General features: G+C 39.7%; 18 protein-coding genes. 17 read left to right on the plus strand and 1 reads right to left on the minus strand.

What is annotated here, in order from left to right:
- Positions 1-15: 15 nt before the first annotated feature.
- From flgL to argH, 17 genes are all read left to right on the plus strand, one after another.
- Complete coding sequence (gene flgL / locus D1Z92_RS14400; RefSeq protein WP_164931637.1) at positions 16-912, plus strand: flagellar hook-associated protein FlgL; 897 nt, start codon at positions 16-18, stop codon at positions 910-912.
- Positions 913-927: 15 nt separating this feature from the next.
- Positions 928-1,512: a DUF6470 family protein gene (locus D1Z92_RS14405; RefSeq protein ID WP_128896376.1), complete on the plus strand. Its 585-nt coding sequence runs from the start codon at positions 928-930 to the stop codon at positions 1,510-1,512.
- A 186-nt stretch (positions 1,513-1,698) separates the two neighbouring features.
- The gene (locus D1Z92_RS14410) at positions 1,699-2,085 is read left to right on the plus strand and encodes a flagellar protein FlaG (RefSeq protein WP_128896377.1); all 387 of its coding nucleotides are present in this window, start codon (positions 1,699-1,701) and stop codon (positions 2,083-2,085) included.
- Positions 2,086-2,100: 15 nt separating this feature from the next.
- A complete protein-coding gene (gene fliD, locus D1Z92_RS14415; RefSeq protein ID WP_128896378.1) occupies positions 2,101-3,972 on the plus strand; it encodes a flagellar filament capping protein FliD in 1,872 nt (623 codons plus the stop codon).
- A 50-nt stretch (positions 3,973-4,022) separates the two neighbouring features.
- A complete protein-coding gene (gene fliS / locus D1Z92_RS14420; RefSeq protein ID WP_128896379.1) occupies positions 4,023-4,415 on the plus strand; it encodes a flagellar export chaperone FliS in 393 nt (130 codons plus the stop codon).
- A 2-nt stretch (positions 4,416-4,417) separates the two neighbouring features.
- Positions 4,418-4,762 (plus strand): hypothetical protein, encoded by a 345-nt coding sequence (locus tag D1Z92_RS14425; protein WP_128896380.1) that lies wholly within the window; start codon positions 4,418-4,420, stop codon positions 4,760-4,762.
- A 552-nt stretch (positions 4,763-5,314) separates the two neighbouring features.
- Entirely contained in the window at positions 5,315-5,512 is a 198-nt protein-coding gene (locus tag D1Z92_RS14430) for a cold shock domain-containing protein (protein WP_128896381.1), read from the plus strand.
- A 263-nt stretch (positions 5,513-5,775) separates the two neighbouring features.
- A complete protein-coding gene (gene secA / locus D1Z92_RS14435; protein WP_128896382.1) occupies positions 5,776-8,286 on the plus strand; it encodes a preprotein translocase subunit SecA in 2,511 nt (836 codons plus the stop codon).
- 84 nt (positions 8,287-8,370) lie between these two features.
- Positions 8,371-9,433 (plus strand): peptide chain release factor 2 gene (gene prfB / locus D1Z92_RS14440; RefSeq protein ID WP_128896393.1). Its coding sequence is split into 2 segments (ribosomal slippage): positions 8,371-8,406 and positions 8,408-9,433, totalling 1,062 coding nucleotides; the frame shifts between segments, so codons are not numbered across the junction.
- Between the two features lie 144 nt (positions 9,434-9,577).
- The gene (locus D1Z92_RS14445) at positions 9,578-10,459 is read left to right on the plus strand and encodes a YitT family protein (RefSeq protein WP_128896383.1); all 882 of its coding nucleotides are present in this window, start codon (positions 9,578-9,580) and stop codon (positions 10,457-10,459) included.
- Positions 10,460-10,983: 524 nt separating this feature from the next.
- Complete coding sequence (argC, locus tag D1Z92_RS14450) at positions 10,984-12,042, plus strand: N-acetyl-gamma-glutamyl-phosphate reductase (RefSeq protein ID WP_240666759.1); 1,059 nt, start codon at positions 10,984-10,986, stop codon at positions 12,040-12,042.
- A gap of 64 nt (positions 12,043-12,106) precedes the next feature.
- Complete coding sequence (gene argJ, locus D1Z92_RS14455; RefSeq protein WP_128896384.1) at positions 12,107-13,327, plus strand: bifunctional glutamate N-acetyltransferase/amino-acid acetyltransferase ArgJ; 1,221 nt, start codon at positions 12,107-12,109, stop codon at positions 13,325-13,327.
- A 22-nt stretch (positions 13,328-13,349) separates the two neighbouring features.
- Positions 13,350-14,132 (plus strand): acetylglutamate kinase, encoded by a 783-nt coding sequence (gene argB, locus D1Z92_RS14460; RefSeq protein ID WP_128896385.1) that lies wholly within the window; start codon positions 13,350-13,352, stop codon positions 14,130-14,132.
- A gap of 79 nt (positions 14,133-14,211) precedes the next feature.
- Positions 14,212-15,378, plus strand: a complete 1,167-nt coding sequence (argD, locus tag D1Z92_RS14465; RefSeq protein WP_128896386.1) for an acetylornithine transaminase — start codon at positions 14,212-14,214, stop codon at positions 15,376-15,378.
- A gap of 105 nt (positions 15,379-15,483) precedes the next feature.
- Complete coding sequence (gene argF, locus D1Z92_RS14470; RefSeq protein WP_370741300.1) at positions 15,484-16,470, plus strand: ornithine carbamoyltransferase; 987 nt, start codon at positions 15,484-15,486, stop codon at positions 16,468-16,470.
- Positions 16,471-16,711: 241 nt separating this feature from the next.
- A complete protein-coding gene (locus D1Z92_RS14475; protein WP_128896387.1) occupies positions 16,712-17,926 on the plus strand; it encodes an argininosuccinate synthase in 1,215 nt (404 codons plus the stop codon).
- 5 nt (positions 17,927-17,931) lie between these two features.
- Entirely contained in the window at positions 17,932-19,341 is a 1,410-nt protein-coding gene (gene argH, locus D1Z92_RS14480) for an argininosuccinate lyase (protein WP_128896388.1), read from the plus strand.
- A 131-nt stretch (positions 19,342-19,472) separates the two neighbouring features.
- Here the strand turns inward: argH and D1Z92_RS14485 are convergent, their stop codons facing one another.
- Positions 19,473-20,939: a VanW family protein gene (locus D1Z92_RS14485; RefSeq protein ID WP_128896389.1), complete on the minus strand. Its 1,467-nt coding sequence runs from the start codon at positions 20,937-20,939 to the stop codon at positions 19,473-19,475.
- Positions 20,940-21,363: the final 424 nt, after the last annotated feature.

The following is a 21,363-nucleotide window of genomic DNA, read 5'->3' on the forward strand; positions in this document are numbered from 1 at the left end:
ATGGAGGGATTTAATATGGCAGGTAGAATAACAGGCGGTATGATGAGATCACAGCTGTTATACAACTTGAACAATAATTTAGGTAAATTAAGTAAATTCCAACTTCAAATGGAAACGGGTAAAGTAATCAATAAGCCCTCAGACGATCCCGTAGGCATCACATACAGCTTACGATATCGCAGCGATTTCTCCGCTAATATACAGTTTCGATCTACTGTAGACAGCGGATTGTCACAACTGGACTATGCGGATGACGTACTAGATCAAATAGGTAAAGAATGGAAGACAGTTCGTACGTTAGCGGTAAAAGCAGCGAACAGTACGAATGATGAAACAGCAATGGATGCCATCAAAACGGAATTAGAAGAGTTGTATGATGAATTAGTATCCCTTGCCAATAACCAATTTCAAGGTAGATATATTTTTAATGGACAGAAAACGGATATTAAACCTTATGATCCTGCCACAGCAGAAACGGCAGCTACGGATAACGGCGAAATTTTGTTTGAAATGAGCGAAGACTTAAAAATACAAATTAATATTACAGGTAATGAAGTATTTGGAAGTCCAGGAGATGCCGATAATTTATTTAAAGTGATGAAAGACTTAATCAATGATATAGACAACAACGATCATCAAGCAGTCAGCGATGCATTAGATATTATTGATTCTCGCAATTCGAAATTGTTAGATGCACGAGCAGCCATTGGTGGAAGAACGAACAGGGTAGAGCTAGTGCAAGACCGTTTGGAAGATTTGAGTGTGAACTTAGAAGATATGCAGTCCAATGTGGAAGATGCAGATATAACAGAACTGATCACGAGATATACGATGACGGAGAGCGTTTATCGTGCTTCTCTAGCGGTAGGCTCACGCTCTATGACTCCAACATTAGTAGATTTCTTAAATTAATAGGAGGTTGCGGTTATGACAGCCATTACCTCTTCTAGTATGCCGATGTTGCGAATTGAACAAACTTTTGCGCAAATTGGTGTGAAACAGCCAAAGGGAGATCAGAAATTAAGCCAACCGATGGCAACGTTTGAACTGTCTCAACCTAAAGCAGAACAAAGTATCCAGCAAGAACTTGGAACATTACAAATCGATCAGAGCCGCGCTTGGGATGCTTTAGCTCAAGGTGGTGTGCTGAAGTCCATGCATCGTATTTTCAATCAATCTTCACAGATCGCATTAGAAGGTATTGCACAAGCCGTTCATGAAGGCGATATATTAATGTCGATTGAAAACGCTAGTAATGGAGTGGTGGAAGTGGTTAAACAAGCCCAATTCCGCCATCATGCTTTACATATTGCAGGACCTGCTTCAATCGATAATGTAGATATCCAATATACCCCGCAAAAACCGATGATCGACGCTGTCGTTTCTGATGTTCAGCTTTACACCCGTCCTAATAAAGTCATCCATGACTATACACCACAAAAGGTGAACATTTATATGAAGCAACAAGCAAGTATCAACATTATTCCACCAGAAATAGACTTGCAAATCTAACCCTCCAGTGTGCATGGGGGGTTAGTTTTATCTATCTTGTTCTCATCATCTCAGTCACGGCTATCAGAAACTTAAAATGGTAAAATCTTAGCACCTTGCATCGTGAATAACGTAAGCTAATTATTTTTTTTAGGATTGCCGATATAGTGAGTAGGTTAACCAAAAGGATCGGAGGAGGCACACAGGATGAATGAAATCAACAACGTGAGGGCAGGTAGCAATGTGAAGCAACAAATAGAGCAAACGGCAAAAGTAAATTCAACGACATCTCCGGGCCCTCCATTACATCGGTTTTTACGAAGTGCAGCAACGCTTGAACATGCAGAATTACTTGGAGAAGAAATAACGATAAGTGAAAAACAGCTCGTACAAGCTATTGAAAAAGCAATCAAAGAATTATCAAAATCTACATCATTGGAATTTAGCGTGCATGAAGGAACCCAGAGAATCATGGTAAAGGTGTTAGATCAGCAGAACGGGGAAATGATTCGAGAAATTCCACCGGAGAAAAATTTAGACTTCTTACAAAAGTTGTGGGAAATGGCCGGGATTTTTGTTGACGAAAAAGGATAGAAGGGATGATAGAACATGCAAGTATCACCAAATCGAATTAATGGATTTTCAGGAATGGACATTGACCAAATGGTCTCTGACATGATGAAAGCAGAGCAATTTAAATTAGATAAGTTTGGTAAGAAAAAGACACTTTTGGAATGGAAAGTAAACAAATATCGCGATATTAATACAAAAATTTTAGAGTTTGATCGTAACGTGTTAGATGGTTTGAAACTATCAGGAACTTTTTCCTCTAAAATCTCTACCTCTTCTAATCAAAATGCGGTTTGGGCAGAGGCAACGACTAAAGCGGTAGATGGTACGTATACCCTAAAAGTGAATACACTGGCGGAAGCGGCGAATTTAGTATCCAATAAACTCAACGCATCCAATGCTTCTGGAACACCTTACAACGGACAAACCGATCTTAAAACGATGCAGCTCAATACCAGTGATACGACACTTAATATTAGCGGAGAGAAAGGCAGTGTGACGATCAACGTCAGTGAAACAGATACACTGCAATCGATTGTGAATAAAGTAAATGGCTACTCCAGTACGACAGGTGTCAGAATGAGCTATGATGAAGGTTTAGATACTATATTTGTAAACAGTACGACCACAGGTGATGATGCCAAAGTTTCACTATCTTCTGAATCGAACTTATTAGATGTACTAGGGTTTAATTCAAACGTGAAAACAGGAGAAACATTTACATCTGCTCCCTCAGGATCTAGTACTGCCACTTTTGCATTAGATGAATTGGTTGATTCGACATTAACAAGCGAGGAAACGTTGACCATTACTTATGGTACAGAGCAAGTAGACATTAAAGTAGATGCAAAAACGACAATCGAAGATGTACTCAATGAAATCAATAGCTCTGCTATTGGAGAGTCTGGTGTTGCAGCTTCATTAGATGCCAACGGAGACATTGCCTTTTTTAATCCTGACAACAGTGTTTCAGTACAATTTAGTGGAGACAGCAACGTATTAAATAAGTTGAATTTAACAACCACTTCAACCCCGCAAACGGTAACGTATAACGAGGTTACTGATATGGGAGTGAATGCAGAAGTTGAATTTAACGGAGTTGTCGGAAGCTATGATTCCAACACATTTTCTATTAGCGGGATCAACTTAAATATTAAAGAAGTGACCACATCTCCTGTCACCATTAGTGTAAATAACGATGTGGATACGGTGTATAACAACATCAAAGATTTCGTAGATCAATACAATACCTTATTAGAAGAGTTAAACAAAGTCGTCAGTGAGCCACGGAATCGATCGTATGAGCCATTAACAAAAGAAGAAAAGGCAGAATTAAGCGAAGAAGAAATTGAAAAATGGGAAGAACAGGCACAAAGTGGATTGTTGCGCAATGACAATATGTTATCTAGTGGACTGGATAAGATGAGACTAGCTTTAGCGAATATGTTTACGGACGCAGACCCAGATGCAATTAGCCAGCTAGCCGAAATTGGTATTGCTACAGGGGATTATTTCGAAGAAGGCAATGAATACGGAAAGCTACACATTGATGAAGCTACATTAAAACAAGCGATAGCAGATAATCCCGATCAAGTGATGCAATTATTTACTAGCAACAACTCCGATGGTGAAATAGATAGTGCAGACGGTATAGCGCATCGCTTGGATGATATCGTAGATGAAATGATGAGTGATATAAGACAAGTTGCAGGTACAAAAGAAACAAATGTATTGGAAAACTTTATTATTGGAGAAGACATTCAAGATTGGGAAAACAAAATAAAAGATTTTGAAGATCGTATGCAAAGAATTGAAGAAAGATACTATAGTCAATTTACAGCAATGGAAACGTATATTGCACAAATGGACTCGCAAATATCTTATTTATTAGGTCAGATGAACGGGCAATAGTCCGTTGTATCCTTTACTTTTTTTAAGTTTAATATATTAGGAGTGGTCACGTGATACATTCTAACAAATACAAGCAAACTTCTATTCAAACAGCTTCTCCTGCACAGTTACTCATTATGCTATATGACGGTGCTATTCGATTTTGCAGACAGGCAATCCACGCTATTGAGCAAAATCAGATCGAAGAAGCAAACATGAACATTCAAAAAGTACAAAACATCATTCATGAATTTAGTTCTACATTAGACAAAAATGCTCCCATAGCGGAACAATTGTTACCACTTTATGAATACTTTCAAAGTAAATTAGTGGAAGCTAACATGCACAAGAAAACAGAACCGTTGGAAGAAATACTTGAATATTTAAAGCAATTAAAAGAAACGTGGATGCAAGCTGCAATCGAAGCTAAGAAACAACCACAAACTGCAGGAACAGGAAGCTAACGATGATGACAGCAACAGAAGATCTATTGACACAATTACTTCAAACTAGTGAGAACACCTTAGCTAAATTGGATGCTATGAGTGAGGAACAGCTGGGTTCCTATGTAGATCAGAGACAGCATATCTTTGGGCAATTACAACAACAGTCATGGGAAGCGCATCGTATGGAAGAGTATGGTGCCATCATCAAGAAAATTATGGATAATGATACACAAATTCAGCAGAAAATGAAACAAGTTCGTGATCAAGCGATGAATCAATTGAAGAAATTGAACAAATTGAAAACACAACAGAAATACGGACAAAGTGGTGTCGTACAAAGTATGTTTTACGATGAAAAAAAGTAATGACATGCATTGCAACAACAATGTCATAACGTGACAAGATAACATATTTTCCGATGTATTGGAGGAAAATGATACAAAAAAGATCTTCTATAATAGAAGATCTTTTTGTTTACAAGCAAAACACTTCATACCCACAGAAATGTGGACAATACCATATATCCGTGGAAAAGTTGTTAACAAACTATCGTTCACTATTGTGGATAGTGTGGATAAAAGTGTGAATAACAATGAAAATAAGCTTTCATAATAGGGAATAATGTCGATAATACAATTTTCAGTTAACTACATGTATAGCAGGATTAGACGTTTTTTACCACAGTCATCAACATGAGTTGTGGATAACTTTTTGGAATGTGATAAAAAAGAAAATTAAATTGATGACGGTAATGCATAAATGACATTCATTTACATATAATATATAAAACTGTGGCAACAAAAACTGGTAACATAAGGTGATGTGCATAAGAAAATCAATTGACATTACCTAGAACCGATGCTATAGTCAAAGAGTGAGTTTTAACTCGCAAGATGAAAATGAAGGGAATGTTTTATATGCAAGGAACAGTAAAATGGTTTAACGCTGAAAAAGGTTATGGATTTATTGCAACTGAAGATGGTGGAGACGTATTCGTTCACTTTTCAGCTATCAACTCTGATGGTTACAAAACATTAGAAGAAGGTCAAAACGTAGAATTCGAAATCGTCGAAGGTGCTCGTGGACCTCAAGCTGCTAACGTTTCAAAATTATAATCGCTGAGTGGCGAATAAAGCCCTATTCATATAGATGGTTTTTTTGTCATTAAAAGATTGGTTGTTATATCGTAGCTAAATTGACCCTGGTATTATACCAGGGTTTTTTGCGTACATTTCCTTGGTTGCTTGAACACCATGAAACTGATAAAATTTATATATAAGTGGAATGAACTTGTTCAGCCAACTTATTATATAACTTCAACATAAAAGCTATGGATAACTTGCTATGGTGGATTCGATGGAAAGGGGTATACCCAAATATGTTAGGACTTATAAAAAAAGTAATTGGGGATGCGAATGAGCGTGAACTCAAACGCATTATGAAAACTGTCACAAAAATTAATGAGATGGAACCACAATTTGAAGCCTTATCTGATGAGGAATTGAAAGCTAAAACACCACAGTTCAAAGAACGTGTACAAAACGGAGAAACTTTAGATGATATCCTTCCTGAGGCGTTTGCAACCGTGAGGGAAGCTTCTAAACGTACGTTAGGCATGCGTCATTTTGATGTGCAATTAATTGGTGGAATGGTGCTGCATGAAGGCCAAATTGCGGAGATGAGAACAGGGGAAGGGAAGACGCTCGTAGGAACATTACCTGCATATTTAAATGCATTGAGTGGCAAAGGCGTTCATGTCATTACGGTCAATGATTATCTTTCCTCCACGCAGAGCGAGCAAATGGCTAACATATATAACTTTTTAGGATTAACCGTTGGATTAAACTTAAACAGTTTATCCCACGAACAAAAACAAGAAGCTTATGCAGCAGATATTACGTATGGAACAAACAATGAATTCGGCTTTGACTACTTAAGAGATAATATGGTGCTGTATAAAGAGAAGATGGTACAACGTCCACTTAACTTTGCCATTATCGATGAGGTAGATTCCATTCTCATTGATGAGGCGAGAACACCGCTTATTATTTCAGGACAAGCCGAAAAATCGACACAATTGTATATTGCCGCCGACCGCTTTGTTAAAGGCTTACAAGCAGACGAACATTATACAACGGATGAAAAAATGAAAAATGTCAACTTAACGGAGGATGGAGTCGAAAAAGCAGAATCCGCATTCGGTATAGACAATTTATTTGATCATCAGCATGTTGCGCTCAATCATCATATTTCACAAGCATTAAAAGCACATGTGATCATGCAACATGACGTAGATTATGTCGTACAAGATGGGCAAGTCGTGATCGTAGATGAATTTACTGGACGTATGATGACGGGTCGCCGTTATAGCGATGGTTTACATCAAGCAATTGAAGCGAAAGAGCAAATTCAAATTCAAAACGAAAGCATGACACTGGCAACGATTACGTTCCAAAACTATTTCCGTATGTATCAAAAATTATCAGGCATGACAGGTACAGCGAAAACAGAAGAGGAAGAGTTTTCAAAAATTTATGGATTGCATGTCATCGTTATTCCAACGAACCGCCCGATGGTTCGTAAAGATATGCCAGATCTGATCTATAAAAATGAAATGAGTAAATATAGATTAGCAGTAGAAGAAATTGCAAACAGACATCAAACAAAACAGCCTGTGCTAATCGGAACGACATCAATCGAACGTTCAGAGCTTATTTCTTCCATGTTAACTAAAAAAGGCGTGCGTCACAGCGTTCTTAACGCGAAAAAGCATGCAGAAGAAGCAGAAATTGTCGCCAAAGCAGGTCAAGCTGGTGCCGTAACGATTGCAACGAACATGGCTGGAAGGGGTACGGATATCGTACTTGGAGAAGGCGTAGCAGAGTTAGGTGGTTTGCATATCATTGGTACAGAGCGTCATGAAAGTAGACGTATCGATAATCAGCTTAGAGGACGTGCAGGACGTCAAGGTGACCCAGGATCTACCCAATTTTATCTTTCATTAGAAGACGACGTGATGCGTCGATTTGGTTCCGACAACATGCGAGGCATGTTTGACAAATTAGGATTCCAAGAAGATGAGCCGATCCAAAGTAAATTAGTAACAAAAGCGATCGAATCCGCACAAAAACGAGTAGAAGGCAGTAACTTTGATGTGCGTAAAGTTGTACTCCAGTATGATGACGTCATGAATCAACAACGTAAAATTATTTACAAACAGCGTAGTGAAGTCATTGAATCGGATAACGTAAAAGAAATCGTTTGGACGATGGTTACAGCTGTTGTTGAACAAGTCGTGAATGCGCATTGCTCAAATGATGTTATTCCTGAGGAATGGGATCTTGGTGCTGTGGTTGAATACGCCAATGCCACGCTACTGAATGAGGAGTATGCCATAACGGAGAAAGATCTTAAAGGCAAAGAAATACAAGAAATGATTGAAATGCTGACGGAGCGAACAGAGGAACTCTATGCGAAAAGAGAACAAGAAATAGGAGAACAAGTAATGCGGGAGTTTGAAAAAGTTATTACACTCCGCGCAGTAGACAGTAAGTGGATGGATCATATCGATGCCATGGACCAACTTCGTCAAGGTATTCATTTAAGAGCATACGGAGGCACAGATCCACTGAGAGAATACCAATTTGAAGGCTTCCAAATGTTTGAGGACATGATCGCTAGCATTCAAGAAGAAGTAACAAAGTATGCGATGAAAGCACATGTAGAAAGAAATGTTGAACGTAAAGAAGTTGCCAAAGGTCAGGCTGTTGATCCGAAACAAGATAGTAAAAAAGCAAAAAAACCGATGCGTCGTGAACAAAAAGTAGGAAGAAATGAACCTTGTCCATGTGGCAGCGGCAAAAAATACAAACAATGCCATGGTAAATAAGTGGATGATTCACATGCATTTTGACTCATAATAGAGGTGAACACATTGATAGATATCATTGAATTAAAGCAAGAACTGAAGGAAATGGCCAAGCGAATTACCCAACTTAGGGGGTCTCTTTGACTTAGATCAAAAAATAGCTGACATAGCACAGTTAGAAGAGAAGATGAGCGCGGCTAACTTCTGGGACGATAATGAGCAAGCGCAGCAAACGATAGCAGAAGTCAACGGCTTGAAATCGATCGTAGATGAAACAAACAAACTAAACGATGAATACGAAGAGTTGCAAATGATGTTGGAACTGGCAGAAGAAGAAAATGACGAATCGTTGTTGAAAGAACTACAAGCTGGTTTATCTCCATTTGTAAAACATGTAGAAAAATTTGAGCTCGAATTGTTGTTAAGTGAGCCATATGACAAAAATAACGCCTTCTTAGAATTACATCCAGGAGCAGGTGGAACAGAATCACAAGACTGGGCGGAAATGCTGCTTCGCATGTACCGCCGATGGGCGGAAAAGCGCTCGTTTAAAGTGGAAGTGATCGATTACTTACCTGGAGATGAAGCAGGGGTTAAAAGTGTAACCCTACTTATTAAAGGGTATAATGCTTACGGTTACTTAAAAACGGAAAAAGGTGTGCATCGTCTCGTGCGCATATCCCCGTTTGACTCCTCTGGTCGTCGTCATACGTCTTTCGTATCTTGTGACGTCGTACCGGAGATTGAAGATGATGTGGACATCGAAATTCGCACAGAGGATATTAAAGTGGATACGTACCGTGCTAGTGGAGCAGGTGGTCAGCATATTAATACGACGGACTCCGCAGTGCGCATTACCCATATTCCAACTAAAATTGTGGTCACCTGTCAAACAGAACGATCTCAAATTAAAAACCGTGAAAGAGCGATGAAAGTACTTCGTGCCAAACTTTATGAGAAGAAAATAGAAGAACAGCAAAAAGAATTGGCAGACATCCGTGGAGAGCAGCAAGAAATTGGATGGGGCAGTCAAATTAGATCTTACGTTTTTCATCCGTATAGTATGGTGAAAGATCATCGTACGAACGTGGAGATAGGTAACGTCGATGCGGTCATGGATGGTGGAATAGATGCTTTCATCGATGCTTATTTACGTAAAATGATATAGTGTGGCAATACCTAAATGACAATAGAGAGGACAGGGTGTAGCGTGTGCTTCCTTCCTCTCCTTCTTTTCTTTTAGCATTGAAAAATGTGTAACGTAAAAGGATGGGAAAGAGAGTTAGTTTGTGCAGGCAATACATAATATGGCATGATAGCGAAAACATTAGCGCGAAAAAAAGCATTAATTCCCTATAATAGCCGAGGGTATATTTTATTTGAATACATATTATTAATCTTAGGTTCCCTTCTTATTGCACTAAGTTTTAATTGGTTTCTAGCTCCGAATGGCATTGCTTCTGGTGGTGTTACAGGTTTATCCATCGTGTTAGAAGGAATAACAGGAATTAGGCCAGCTATTACACAGTGGGTTTTAAACATCATTCTTTTCCTCGGTGGATTAAGTGTACTTGGGGGACAATTTGGGCTTAAAACATTAGTTGGCTCCATCGTATTACCTTTTTTCATCTTAATGACCAGCGGACTGGAACCGATAACGAATGAAGACTTGTTAGCTGCGATATACGGTGGTATTGGTATTGGGCTAGGTCTTGGTATCGTCTTCCGTGGGCGTGGCTCTACTGGGGGACTAGATTTAGCCGCTCAAATTATACACAGATATACGGGCCTCAGTCTTGGAATGGCCATTGCGATGATGGATGGCATGGTCATACTGAGTGCTGGACTCGTATTTTCTTGGGAACAAGCGTTGTATGCATTAGTAGGTTTATTCGTCACGAGTAAAACGATTGACATTGTGCAAGCGGGTCTTGCTTTCTCGAAAGTGGCGTTTATTATTTCGGAGCAGACAGACGCTATTAAAGACAACGTACTAAGAGATCTCGATCGTGGTTTAACACGACTCGTTGGATATGGTGGCTATACAGGCAAGTCGAGGGATGTACTCATGGTCGTCGTCTCTCCAACCGAAGTGAGTAAACTAAAGGCCATCGTGAAGATGGTAGATCAGAACGCCTTTATCATTTTGAGCAATACAACCGAGGTATTAGGTGAAGGGTTTAAAAAAGATTAGCACCATGCAAATGATAAATCATATCACGTTGCTGAAAGATCACTAACCATTTTTTTATCTATGTGATATAATGGCATTAACAAGGATACACTATTAAAAAAACCACAAGTGCTGCTAACACTTGTGGCTAAGCAACAATAGATGCCTTAAAGGGCAACGACTCATACGTTCTAAGAAGTAGACTGCCTAGTTGGCCAAAACCGAGGACAGTCTACTTTTTTGTAGAAAATTCGATGATTAATAAAAAAAAGAAAAGTGAGCCGCTGCCCTCGTGAGCCGTTCTATTGTATGCTTATCCATATGATAGCATTATATTTCTTCTACATATAGCATTTCTCTTTTTCATATGACACTGAAATCCACGCACCTATCACTTCTCTACACACCACCTGTAACCATATACATAGCCTATATAGTTAAGGCAAAAGTGCATTTTCAATAAACATAAAAAATAGTATTGAATTAATATTCATATATATGTATAATGATACGTATTCATTATTATTTATTATGGAGGGATGAGGATGCAGCCTAAAATCAAAGCCGCTGTTATCGGTTCCACGGGCTATGGCGGAGTGGAGCTTATTCGTCTCTTACTTCAACATCCAAATATACAATTACATGCTGTCATTTCTACTTCTAGTATGGGGGAGAGTATAGCGGAAAGCTACCCTCATTTGTTACAAATAGCAGAAATGGAGCTTGATGATCTTCAAATAGAAACATTAGTAGAGCAAGTAGATATCATCTTTACTGCTACGCCTTCAGGCGTGAGCGGCAAGCTGGCTAAGCAGCTACTTGAAGCGGATGGCAAAGCGAAAATCATTGATCTTTCTGGTGATTTGCGCCTACAAACTCCATCTTTATATGAGCAATGGTACGGTCATGAATCGGTGGATATAACCACGTTAAAACGAGCAGTATACGGTCTGTCTGAACTATTTGAAAAACAAATTCAAGGGGCAACGTGTATCGCTAATCCTGGTTGTTATCCGACAGCGTCCAGTCTAGCACTGGCACCATTATTAAGTGAAAAATTAATTGAACCACAATCTATTATTATAGATGCTAAATCTGGTATTTCGGGTGCAGGACGAAAACCAAATACGACCATACATTACGCAGAAATAAACGAAAACATTAAACCTTACAAATTAAATCAACATCAGCACATACCAGAAATAGAACAAACACTTAGTCAAATTGCCGGGGAAGATATCACGATTACCTTTACGACTCATCTTGTTCCGATGACTAGAGGTATTTGCAGCACGATATACGCGCAATTATGTGAAAATATAGAAGAAGCACAATTAATAGAAATGTATAAAGCATATTATGCAGGGAGAAAGTTCATCCGAATAAAACCGCTAGGTAGTATACCTTCATCCAAAGAAGTATGGGGTTCAAATTATTGCGATATCGGATTTTCCGTCGATAAGCGAACAGGTAGGATCACCATCGTAGCTGTCATTGACAATCTTGTTAAAGGTGCTGCCGGGCAAGCAATACAAAATGCAAATATTATGATGGGATGGAAAGAAACATTAGGACTAGACGTCTTTACTCCCATCTATCCGTAAATCCATAGTAAAAAGATAAAAAAGCAAGCAACAACATGGAGAGAAAGGTAATTAGGTGATAAAGATGAGTGAAGCTTTTCAAACGATAGATCACGGTAGTGTGACATCTCCAGAAGGATTCTCAGCGGGAGGCATGCATAGTGGTTTAAGAAGATCCAAACGGCATGATCTCGGGGTTCTGTATTGTGATGTGCCAGCAACGACTGCAGCAGTATATACAACCAATTTATTTCAAGCTGCTCCACTTCAAGTGACACAGAAAAGCATTGCAGTGAGTAACCAATTACAAGCTGTTGTTGTCAATAGTGTGAACGCCAATGCATGTACAGGAAAACAAGGGGAATTAGATGCGCTAGCTATGCGTTCCAAAACGGCAGACATGTTTAAAGTGGAAGAACATCATGTCGCTGTTGCCTCCACAGGTGTAATCGGGGAACCTATGCCTATCAAAAAAATTCTAGCAGGTATTGAGCAAATGCCACAGCATGTGAACAAAGAAAATGGGGATGGTTTTAACCGCGCTATTTTGACTACAGACTTAACGACAAAATCCATAGCTGTAAAGCTCAACATCGATGGTAAAGAAGTACGTATTGGTGGGGCAGCCAAAGGTTCGGGCATGATTCATCCAAACATGGCCACGATGCTCGCTTTCATTACGACAGATGCAAAAGTGGAACAAAGTGCATGGAAGTCCCTATTGTCACAAACAACCAATAAAACGTTTAATATGATCACCGTAGATGGAGACACGAGTACGAATGATATGGTCATCACGATGGCCAGTGGAAAAATAGAGCACGAGATATTATCGCCATCCCATCCAGAATGGAATAACTTTGAAGTGGCCTTTTCTTACGTTCTAGAACAGCTTGCCAAAGCGATTGCACGTGATGGAGAAGGGGCGAGCAAATTAGTAGAAGTGATCGTAGAGCATGCACCAAGTGAGAGAACAGCGCAAGTCATAGCCAAACAAATCATTGGATCTAGTTTAGTCAAAACAGCGGTATTTGGTGCAGATGCCAACTGGGGACGAATTATATCGAGTATGGGGAGTGCAGGTGAGACATTTGATCCTCAACGAATTGATATTCATATTGGAGATATTAAGGTACTCCACCAATCACAACCTGTCCCCTTTGATGAAAATAAAGCCGCAGCTTATATGAAAGAAAGTCAAGTAACCATAACGGTAAATTTACATCAAGGAGACGAACGTGCGGTAGCTTGGGGATGCGATTTGTCGTATGAATACGTTAGAATCAACTCCGCTTATCGAACATGATAGCTCGGGAGGATAAGAGTCTATGAAATTAGTCATTAAATGTGGAGGAAGTACACTCCAAGACTTACCGTCAACCTTTTTTGAACAATTGCATGATTTAACAAAACAACAAATATATCCTGTCATCGTGCATGGTGGTGGGCCAGCCATTTCACAGCAACTAGAAGCGTTAAATATACAATCTGAATTCGTCAACGGACTACGAAAAACAACGGCTGAAGTGCTAGACGTAGTAGAGATGGTGCTCTGTGGTAAGGTCAACAAATGGCTTACCAGACAGATGCTCCACCATCACATACGAGCAGTTGGGCTAAGTGGTATGGATGATCGAATGATACAAGCTACAGCAGTGGAGGAACATGAGCAGCTAGGATATGTAGGGAGTATTACAAACGTGAATCCAGCTGTCATCCACACATTAATAGATGCGGGCATCGTTCCTATCATTGCACCGTTAGGTATAGATGAAACCGGAATGAAATACAACATTAATGCAGATACAGCGGCAGGGGCTATTGCGGCAGCAATAGGCAGCGATCATTTCGTCGTTACCACAGACGTCGATGGAATTATACAAAAGCAGCAAGATCAGGAAAAACTTCTATCCACTATCACCAAAAAACAAATTCAAGCGATGATCGCCAGTGGAGAAATATATGGTGGAATGATACCGAAAGTAAGTGCAGCTATAGATAGCCTCAATGGGGGAGTAAAAAGCGTAACCATTGTGAACGGCAAAGATCCCCATGCACTACTAAACATGATGCAAGGAAAAAAAGGTGGAACGACCATCATAAATCAATAGAAAATGGACGTCACATCGTTAAACGTTAATCTAATATAAGCTAACCTATCAGATCACTTACGAACAGGAGGGATAAGCAATGGAAACCATATTTGACACGTATCAAAGGTATCCTTTTCATTTTGAAAAAGGAGAAGGCAGTTGGTTGTATGACGATAAAGGAGAAAAATATTTAGACTTTACCAGTGGCTTAGCAGTGACCAACTTAGGTCATCGTCATCCTGTTATCGTAGAAAAAGTAAAAAACCAACTGGATCAACTGTGGCACACTTCAAATCTATTCTCTACATCACCACAACAGGAACTTGCACAAAAACTAACAGAACAATCAAGCATGGATCGCGTTTTTTTCTGTAACAGTGGAGCGGAAGCGAACGAAGCTGCTATCAAAATAGCAAGGAAATACGGGCAACACACGACGCGTAGCCACCGCTACGAAATCATTACGTTCGAGCAATCTTTTCACGGCAGAACGATCGCCACATTAGCAGCAACAGGTCAAGATAAAGTGAAGACAGGATTTCGTCCATTACCACAAGGATTTCGATACTGTCCGTACAACGATATTGTAGCTTTGGATGAAGCGATTAACGAACACACCTGTGCTATCATGCTTGAAATGATACAAGGAGAAGGCGGAGTAAACGTCGCGGAGTCTTCTTTTATCCAACACATTAAAAAACGCTGCGAAGAACATCAGATTTTACTTATTATCGACGAAATACAAACTGGCATAGGCAGAACGGGAACATTATTTGCATATGAACATTGGAACTTGCAACCAGATATCATTACCACAGCAAAAGGATTAGCCAACGGATTACCGATCGGGGCCATGTTGGCAACAGAAAAATTAGCTGAAAGTTTCAGTCCTGGTTCGCACGGTTCCACTTTTGGAGGTAACCCCATAGCATGTACCGCTGCAAATGCGGTACTTGATGTCATAGAGCAACAACAACTTATCACACAAGCTGCCATACAAGGAGATAAATTACTAGCTAAATTAACAAGTGCACTGCAACATCATGATTTTGTCAAAACAATACGTGGAAAAGGACTACTGATCGGTATCGAATGCAAAGGGAAAGTGCATGACGTTATACAAAGCATGCACGATCAAAAACTGTTGGTTATTCCAGCGGGACCCAACGTCATCCGATTGTTGCCTAACTTACTTGTGACAGATAAACAAATCGACACCGCGGTACAAACGATACAAGAAGCTTTAAATATACAAAATGTATAAGCCGAAGAAATAATAGAATATAAGTTTACGCCTCAGTAGCCAGGCGTAAAACAACGAAGTGGAATCACCTAAGAGATCAATCGCCCATGGCGAGGAGGGATAGAAATGATACATGTGAAAGTGCAACAACAAAATACAGGAAATGAGCAGTTAAATCCTATGCAAGCACAATTAAAAGGAAGAGATTTTCTAGCTCTAAATGACTTTTCTAGCTCACAACTGCAACATATATTACACGAAGCAGAGATTCTAAAAAAACAGCATAAAAACGGGCAGCAAGATCGTTCCTTAGAAGGGAAAATTATCGGACTCATATTCGAAAAAGCATCTACTCGTACAAGAGTGTCGTTCGAAGTTGGAATACTACAACTAGGAGGGAAACCGTTATTCCTTAGCAAAAACGATTTACAACTAGGTCGCGGTGAACCTTTATCGGATACAGGGAAAGTGCTCTCACGTTATTTAGATGGCATCATGATTCGCACCTATGCTCATGATACCGTCATTGAACTAGCGAGAAACGCCACCATTCCTGTTATTAACGGATTGACAGACTTGGCGCATCCATGCCAAGCACTTGCTGACTTTCATACCATCAAAGAGAAAAAGGGAAAATTAAAAGGACTAAAACTAACCTACATCGGAGACGGAAATAACATGGCACATTCATTAATGATGGCTGGTGCCAAACTAGGCGTGGACATCGCCATCGCTACCCCACCGGGATACGAGCCAGATGCTTCAATTAGCAAACTATGCAAAAATGCTGCTGTAGAAACAGGCGCAACGTTACAAATAACAAACAACCCTGTCCAAGCTGTACAAGGAGCGGACATCATCTACACAGACGTATGGGCAAGCATGGGGCAAGAGCAAGAACAGCAATCACGAGAAACAGCATTTCAAAGCTACCAAGTTAACCGTGAACTATTGAAACACGCAAAAAACGACTATCTATTCATGCACTGTCTACCCGCACATCGCGGAGAAGAAGTGGCTGCTGACATCATCGATGGACCACAATCTATCATCTTTGACCAAGCAGAAAACAGACTGCACGTTCAAAAAGCAATCATGAAATCTATCATTTAAAAAGAAAAAGGTTGCTGAATCGAAATAAACTTTAGCCATCGCACTTAACTAAAAAGGGAAAGATGCTGGATCGCCAGGCCTTTAGGGGCGAACAGAGGTGAAGAGAACGGAGCAGGGAAGAAAACTGGCAACCCATTTTGCCAGTTCCCAGCATAGAGAACGAAGCCGTCCAGCATCACCCGCAACGCAAGCGGCTAACAAGCCCAAGAGCCAGCACCTTTCCCGAAGGAGGATACCAACCATGACCAACAAACCAAAAATCGTATTAGCCTACTCTGGCGGACTAGATACATCTGTCGCCATCAAATGGCTACAACAACAATACGGATACGATGTCGTAGCCGTCTCCCTTGATGTTGGAGAAGGCAAAGATCTCGAACAAATAAGAACAAAAGCACTGCAAGTCGGTGCTATAGAATCGTACGTGGTGAATGCACAGCAACGATTTGCAGAAGAATTTGTACTTCCTGTCATTCAAGCCAACGCGATGTACGAAAATAAATATCCTTTAGTGTCTGCACTTTCCAGACCGCTCATTTCGCAAATACTAGTGGAATTTGCTGAAAAAACAGGCGCCGTTGCCGTCGCACACGGTTGCACTGGAAAAGGAAACGATCAAGTTCGCTTCGAGCTTTCGTTCGCTGCGTTGAATCCTAACTTAAAAATTGTCGCGCCAGTAAGAGAATGGGGCTGGTCAAGAGATGAAGAAATACAATTCGCAGAAAAGCATAACATCCCCGTTCCCGTTAACAAAGAAAAACCATACAGCATTGATGCAAACTTATGGGGAAGAGCATGTGAATGTGGAGTACTAGAAGATCCGTGGGCTGAACCTCCAGAAGATGCCTTTGGGATGACTACACCTTTAACAGAAACTCCAGATACAGCAGATGAAATTGAATTGACCTTTGTAAAAGGAAAGCCAGTGGCATTGAACGGAGTAACACAACCATTACATGAATTGATTAAACAACTGAACACGATTGCAGGTAAACACGGTATTGGTCGCATCGACCATGTGGAGAATCGTCTTGTAGGCATTAAATCTAGAGAAGTGTACGAAACCCCTGCTGCAGTGGTAATGATGAACGCACATAAAGAACTAGAATGCCTGACGTTACCGAGAGAACTCGCCCATTTTAAACCTGTGTTGGAACAAAAATTATCGCAAATTATATATGACGGACTATGGTTTTCTCCAGTAAAAGATTGTGTGATGTCCTTTATTGAACAATCACAACAGACGGTGAGCGGTACGGTACGCTTGAAATTGTTCAAAGGACACGCTGTCGTTGTTGGCAGAAAATCGGATCATTCATTATACGATTATAAACTAGCAACATATAATGCGGATGATGAATTCGATCATCAAGCAGCGCTTGGTTTTATTCAACTTCACAGCTTACCTACAAAATTATACGCACAAGTCAACAAGTTGAATCACAATGAGGAGTGAACAAGATGTCCAAACTTTGGGGTGGGAGATTTACAAAAGAAACGAATAAACTAGTGGAGCAGTATACGGCATCCATTTCCTTTGATCAGCAATTGGCGTCAGAAGATATTACTGGCAGCCTTGCTCATGTTGCGATGTTAGGTAAATGTGGTATTTTAACCCCATCTGAAGTGAATACCATCACCGAGGGGCTGCATGCTGTGCAGCAGAAAATGACTAACGGAAATGCAAACTTTAAAATAGAAGACGAAGATATTCATATGAACATCGAACGCATGTTGATCGAAGAAATTGGACCTGTAGGTGGTAAACTGCATACAGGAAGAAGTAGAAACGATCAAGTAGCAACTGATATGCATCTATATTTACGCCGTCATGTCGTTCATTTCGTACAATTGCTGAGCGACTTACAGCGTGCATTAGTGCAGCAAGCAGAACAAAATATGGACACTATTTTACCAGGGTATACGCACTTACAACGTGCGCAACCTATTTTGTTTTCTCATCATTTGCTTGCTTATGTAGCGATGCTGCAGCGGGATATAGAAAGGTTAATGGATAGCTATAAACGCATTAATACGATGCCGCTAGGAGCAGGAGCACTAGCTGGAACGACCTTTCCTATAGATCGACACTATACTGCATCTTTACTGCATTTTGATCATCTTTACGAGAACAGTATCGATGCAGTAAGCGATCGTGATTTTATCGTAGAATTTCTGGCAGATGCTTCCCTCATCATGCTCCACCTTTCTCGTCTCAGTGAAGAGTTAGTATTGTGGTCTAGTACGGAATTTTCTTTTATTGAATTGGATGATGCGTTTTGTACGGGCAGCAGTATTATGCCACAGAAAAAGAATCCCGACGTCCCGGAACTCGTTCGAGGTAAAACAGGTAGAGTATACGGCCATCTGATGGGTTTACTGACCTTATTGAAGTCATTGCCACTCGCCTATAACAAAGATATGCAAGAAGATAAAGAAGGCATGTTCGACACCGTACAAACGTTACAGGGGGCACTGCAACTATTTGCGCCAATGATCGCTACGATGAAAGTGAACAAAACAAACATGATGAAAGCCGTCCGTGAAGATTACTCTAATGCTACCGACATTGCAGATTATTTAGTGAATAAAGGGTTGCCGTTTCGAGCAGCTCACGAAGTGATCGGTAAAATCGTGTTATATTGCATTGAAAACAAAAAGTATTTACTAGACCTCACATTAGAAGAATATAAGCAGTTCAATGTTTTGTTTGAAAAAGATATCTTCGTTGCATTGCAACCAGAAAATGTCGTCAACGCACGCGATATGCACGGTGGTACAGCAAAGAAAAGAGTAAGTCAAGCAATAGAGCAAGTGAAACTCTGTATTGAAAAATCTGATACATGGGTAAAAGAACATACGATAACGTAGTATAAGACCAACGTAATATCTCAACGGATCAATGGTCTCATATGAATGACAATCAGGTGGAGTATAGTGTCCATCTGATTTTTTCTTTATGCATTTCTATTTTTATTCAGCACTTATGCAACATAAAGAAATTACTCATCTGGTTGAAAATAAAATATTGGCCCTTCCACACCATCTTCAATAATATTTCTTTTGGGGGCTATTTGAGAGCGGGGCTCAGGTGTACTATTCTTTTTTGTAGCAACTAACATCGGTGTAGGTGGATACGTATCTGTTGAAATGATTTCCTCCTTTATCATCTTGCCATTTTCTGTTGTTATTCGTTTCGTTTCTACTATAAAACCAGATTTCCCTTTTTGTAGTACTTTTTCGGTTCCAACAGGCAGCTTTGGATTATACACGACTTTTTTAGGTGGGGGAAGGACTTTTGTAAGTTTAGATGAAACGATATACGAATGGTTTTCATTGATTTCCGTTCCAAACAATTTTACCGTTACGTGCTGATTCGATATTTCCGTATGAATCAACAGATGATGATTGGTGTTGTTGCGAAAACGAAAGTTAATATTCCCTCTGGAAAAAGTGGCATCCTGCCCAAGCGGAACATACCGAATAGGCACAGAGTGATTTCTTCGTTCCACTACTTCCAAACCAGATCGTAAAATAGCGTTATATAGCGTCGTAGATACTTGGCAGATTCCACCGCCAATGCCCGGTACAAATTTGCCATTAACGATAACCGAAGCTTGCTTGAAGCCGTATTTTTTTTCTGCGGATTTAATTACTTCTTCATAGCTAAATATTTCTTGTGGTTTCAGCAGCATCGTATCCATCGTTTTGGCCACGGAGTGGATATTATGCACGCGACCAGCACTGGAACGAAATGTAGTGGTGAATTGACCGATTTTTTTTGAAACTCCCTGATTTTTTAATTTATGTACCGTGACACCTGCCTCTAACACATACATCGGTAACTTCATGGTAATTCCGTTTTGCTTGAAGTCCTGCCATTGCTGCAATTGCATCTGTATTTCCTTTTGTACGTTTATGTTTAATTGCTCAAAATCAATGCGAGCTACATTTTTTTCTGGCGTATACGTTATCGTGTCGTAGTCAGTAATCGTTCTTACTGCATTAGTAGGTTCATTGTTTTGAATAAAAGAAAAATGCTGCGTTAACTTCGATTGCAATGTGGCGTGGTCTACATCCATGTGTATATCGTAAGTACGATGGCGCATATGCAACCTTGTCCAGAACTTGTTCCATATCGTCCCTCTTTCTAAATCCAACAAAGACGTTGCAATAGATGAAAGGTTAGTATGTATGCCAAGTTCTTCGCCCGTATAAGTCACTTGCTGACTTGCTTCATTTTCGTATACAAAAGTAAATGTATACGTCTTCCAATGCGCTTCTAGCTGTTTCATCTGTGCTAAAATTTGAGAAACACTTTGATGCTCTACATTAATTTGGTTGATGTGCACACCGTCGGGAATACTGTGTTGATTGGCATAGAGAATCATACTGATGGACGTCAAAACCAACAGCATTCCTAAGACGCATATAGATATGAAAAAAACATTACGAAATTTAACGTTCATAGTTACACTCCTAAAAAGAACTCACCTAATCGAAAGAAGCTACTTCTTTATGTATATGCGTGGTGAGACAGCTTATCCCTAAATTTTTAATAGCAAACCCCTTCCTCTGGATAATTTTTATAAACGAAAGAATTTTGTAACTTTATCAATGGTTATGTTGAAAGTATGGTAAACTAAAAAGATAGAGCATGATTTTATTATTTTTATCATATTTTTTTGCCATAAAAAAGAACAATTACCGTTCTATTACGTATATTAGTTAACAGTAAAAAATGATAAAACATGTATTTTCTTAAAAAGGTAGTTTTACTTTCATGTCGAAATATATAACGAGCAAACTATTATACAATTATGCTAGCAGTCAATTATGCTCGTGTTGTGGCTACAAAAACAAAGAAGTAAAAAATCTCAAACTTCGTGAATG

The organism is Longirhabdus pacifica (assembly GCF_004115085.1).
Lineage (GTDB): Bacteria > Bacillota > Bacilli > Paenibacillales > DSM-105158 > Longirhabdus > Longirhabdus pacifica.

Bases quoted from the DNA above. Each gene is read 5' to 3' on its own strand.
- flgL (WP_164931637.1), top strand. From the start codon at position 16: ATGGCAGGTAGAATAACAGGCGGTATGATGAGATCACAGCTGTTATAC.
- D1Z92_RS14405 (WP_128896376.1), top strand. From the start codon at position 928: ATGACAGCCATTACCTCTTCTAGTATGCCGATGTTGCGAATTGAACAA.
- D1Z92_RS14410 (WP_128896377.1), top strand. From the start codon at position 1,699: ATGAATGAAATCAACAACGTGAGGGCAGGTAGCAATGTGAAGCAACAA.
- fliD (WP_128896378.1), top strand. From the start codon at position 2,101: ATGCAAGTATCACCAAATCGAATTAATGGATTTTCAGGAATGGACATT.
- D1Z92_RS14425 (WP_128896380.1), top strand. From the start codon at position 4,418: ATGATGACAGCAACAGAAGATCTATTGACACAATTACTTCAAACTAGT.
- D1Z92_RS14430 (WP_128896381.1), top strand. From the start codon at position 5,315: ATGCAAGGAACAGTAAAATGGTTTAACGCTGAAAAAGGTTATGGATTT.
- secA (WP_128896382.1), top strand. From the start codon at position 5,776: ATGTTAGGACTTATAAAAAAAGTAATTGGGGATGCGAATGAGCGTGAA.
- D1Z92_RS14445 (WP_128896383.1), top strand. From the start codon at position 9,578: ATGATAGCGAAAACATTAGCGCGAAAAAAAGCATTAATTCCCTATAAT.
- argC (WP_240666759.1), top strand. From the start codon at position 10,984: ATGCAGCCTAAAATCAAAGCCGCTGTTATCGGTTCCACGGGCTATGGC.
- argJ (WP_128896384.1), top strand. From the start codon at position 12,107: ATGAGTGAAGCTTTTCAAACGATAGATCACGGTAGTGTGACATCTCCA.
- argB (WP_128896385.1), top strand. From the start codon at position 13,350: ATGAAATTAGTCATTAAATGTGGAGGAAGTACACTCCAAGACTTACCG.
- argD (WP_128896386.1), top strand. From the start codon at position 14,212: ATGGAAACCATATTTGACACGTATCAAAGGTATCCTTTTCATTTTGAA.
- argF (WP_370741300.1), top strand. From the start codon at position 15,484: ATGATACATGTGAAAGTGCAACAACAAAATACAGGAAATGAGCAGTTA.
- D1Z92_RS14475 (WP_128896387.1), top strand. From the start codon at position 16,712: ATGACCAACAAACCAAAAATCGTATTAGCCTACTCTGGCGGACTAGAT.
- argH (WP_128896388.1), top strand. From the start codon at position 17,932: ATGTCCAAACTTTGGGGTGGGAGATTTACAAAAGAAACGAATAAACTA.
- D1Z92_RS14485 (WP_128896389.1), bottom strand. From the start codon at position 20,939: ATGAACGTTAAATTTCGTAATGTTTTTTTCATATCTATATGCGTCTTA.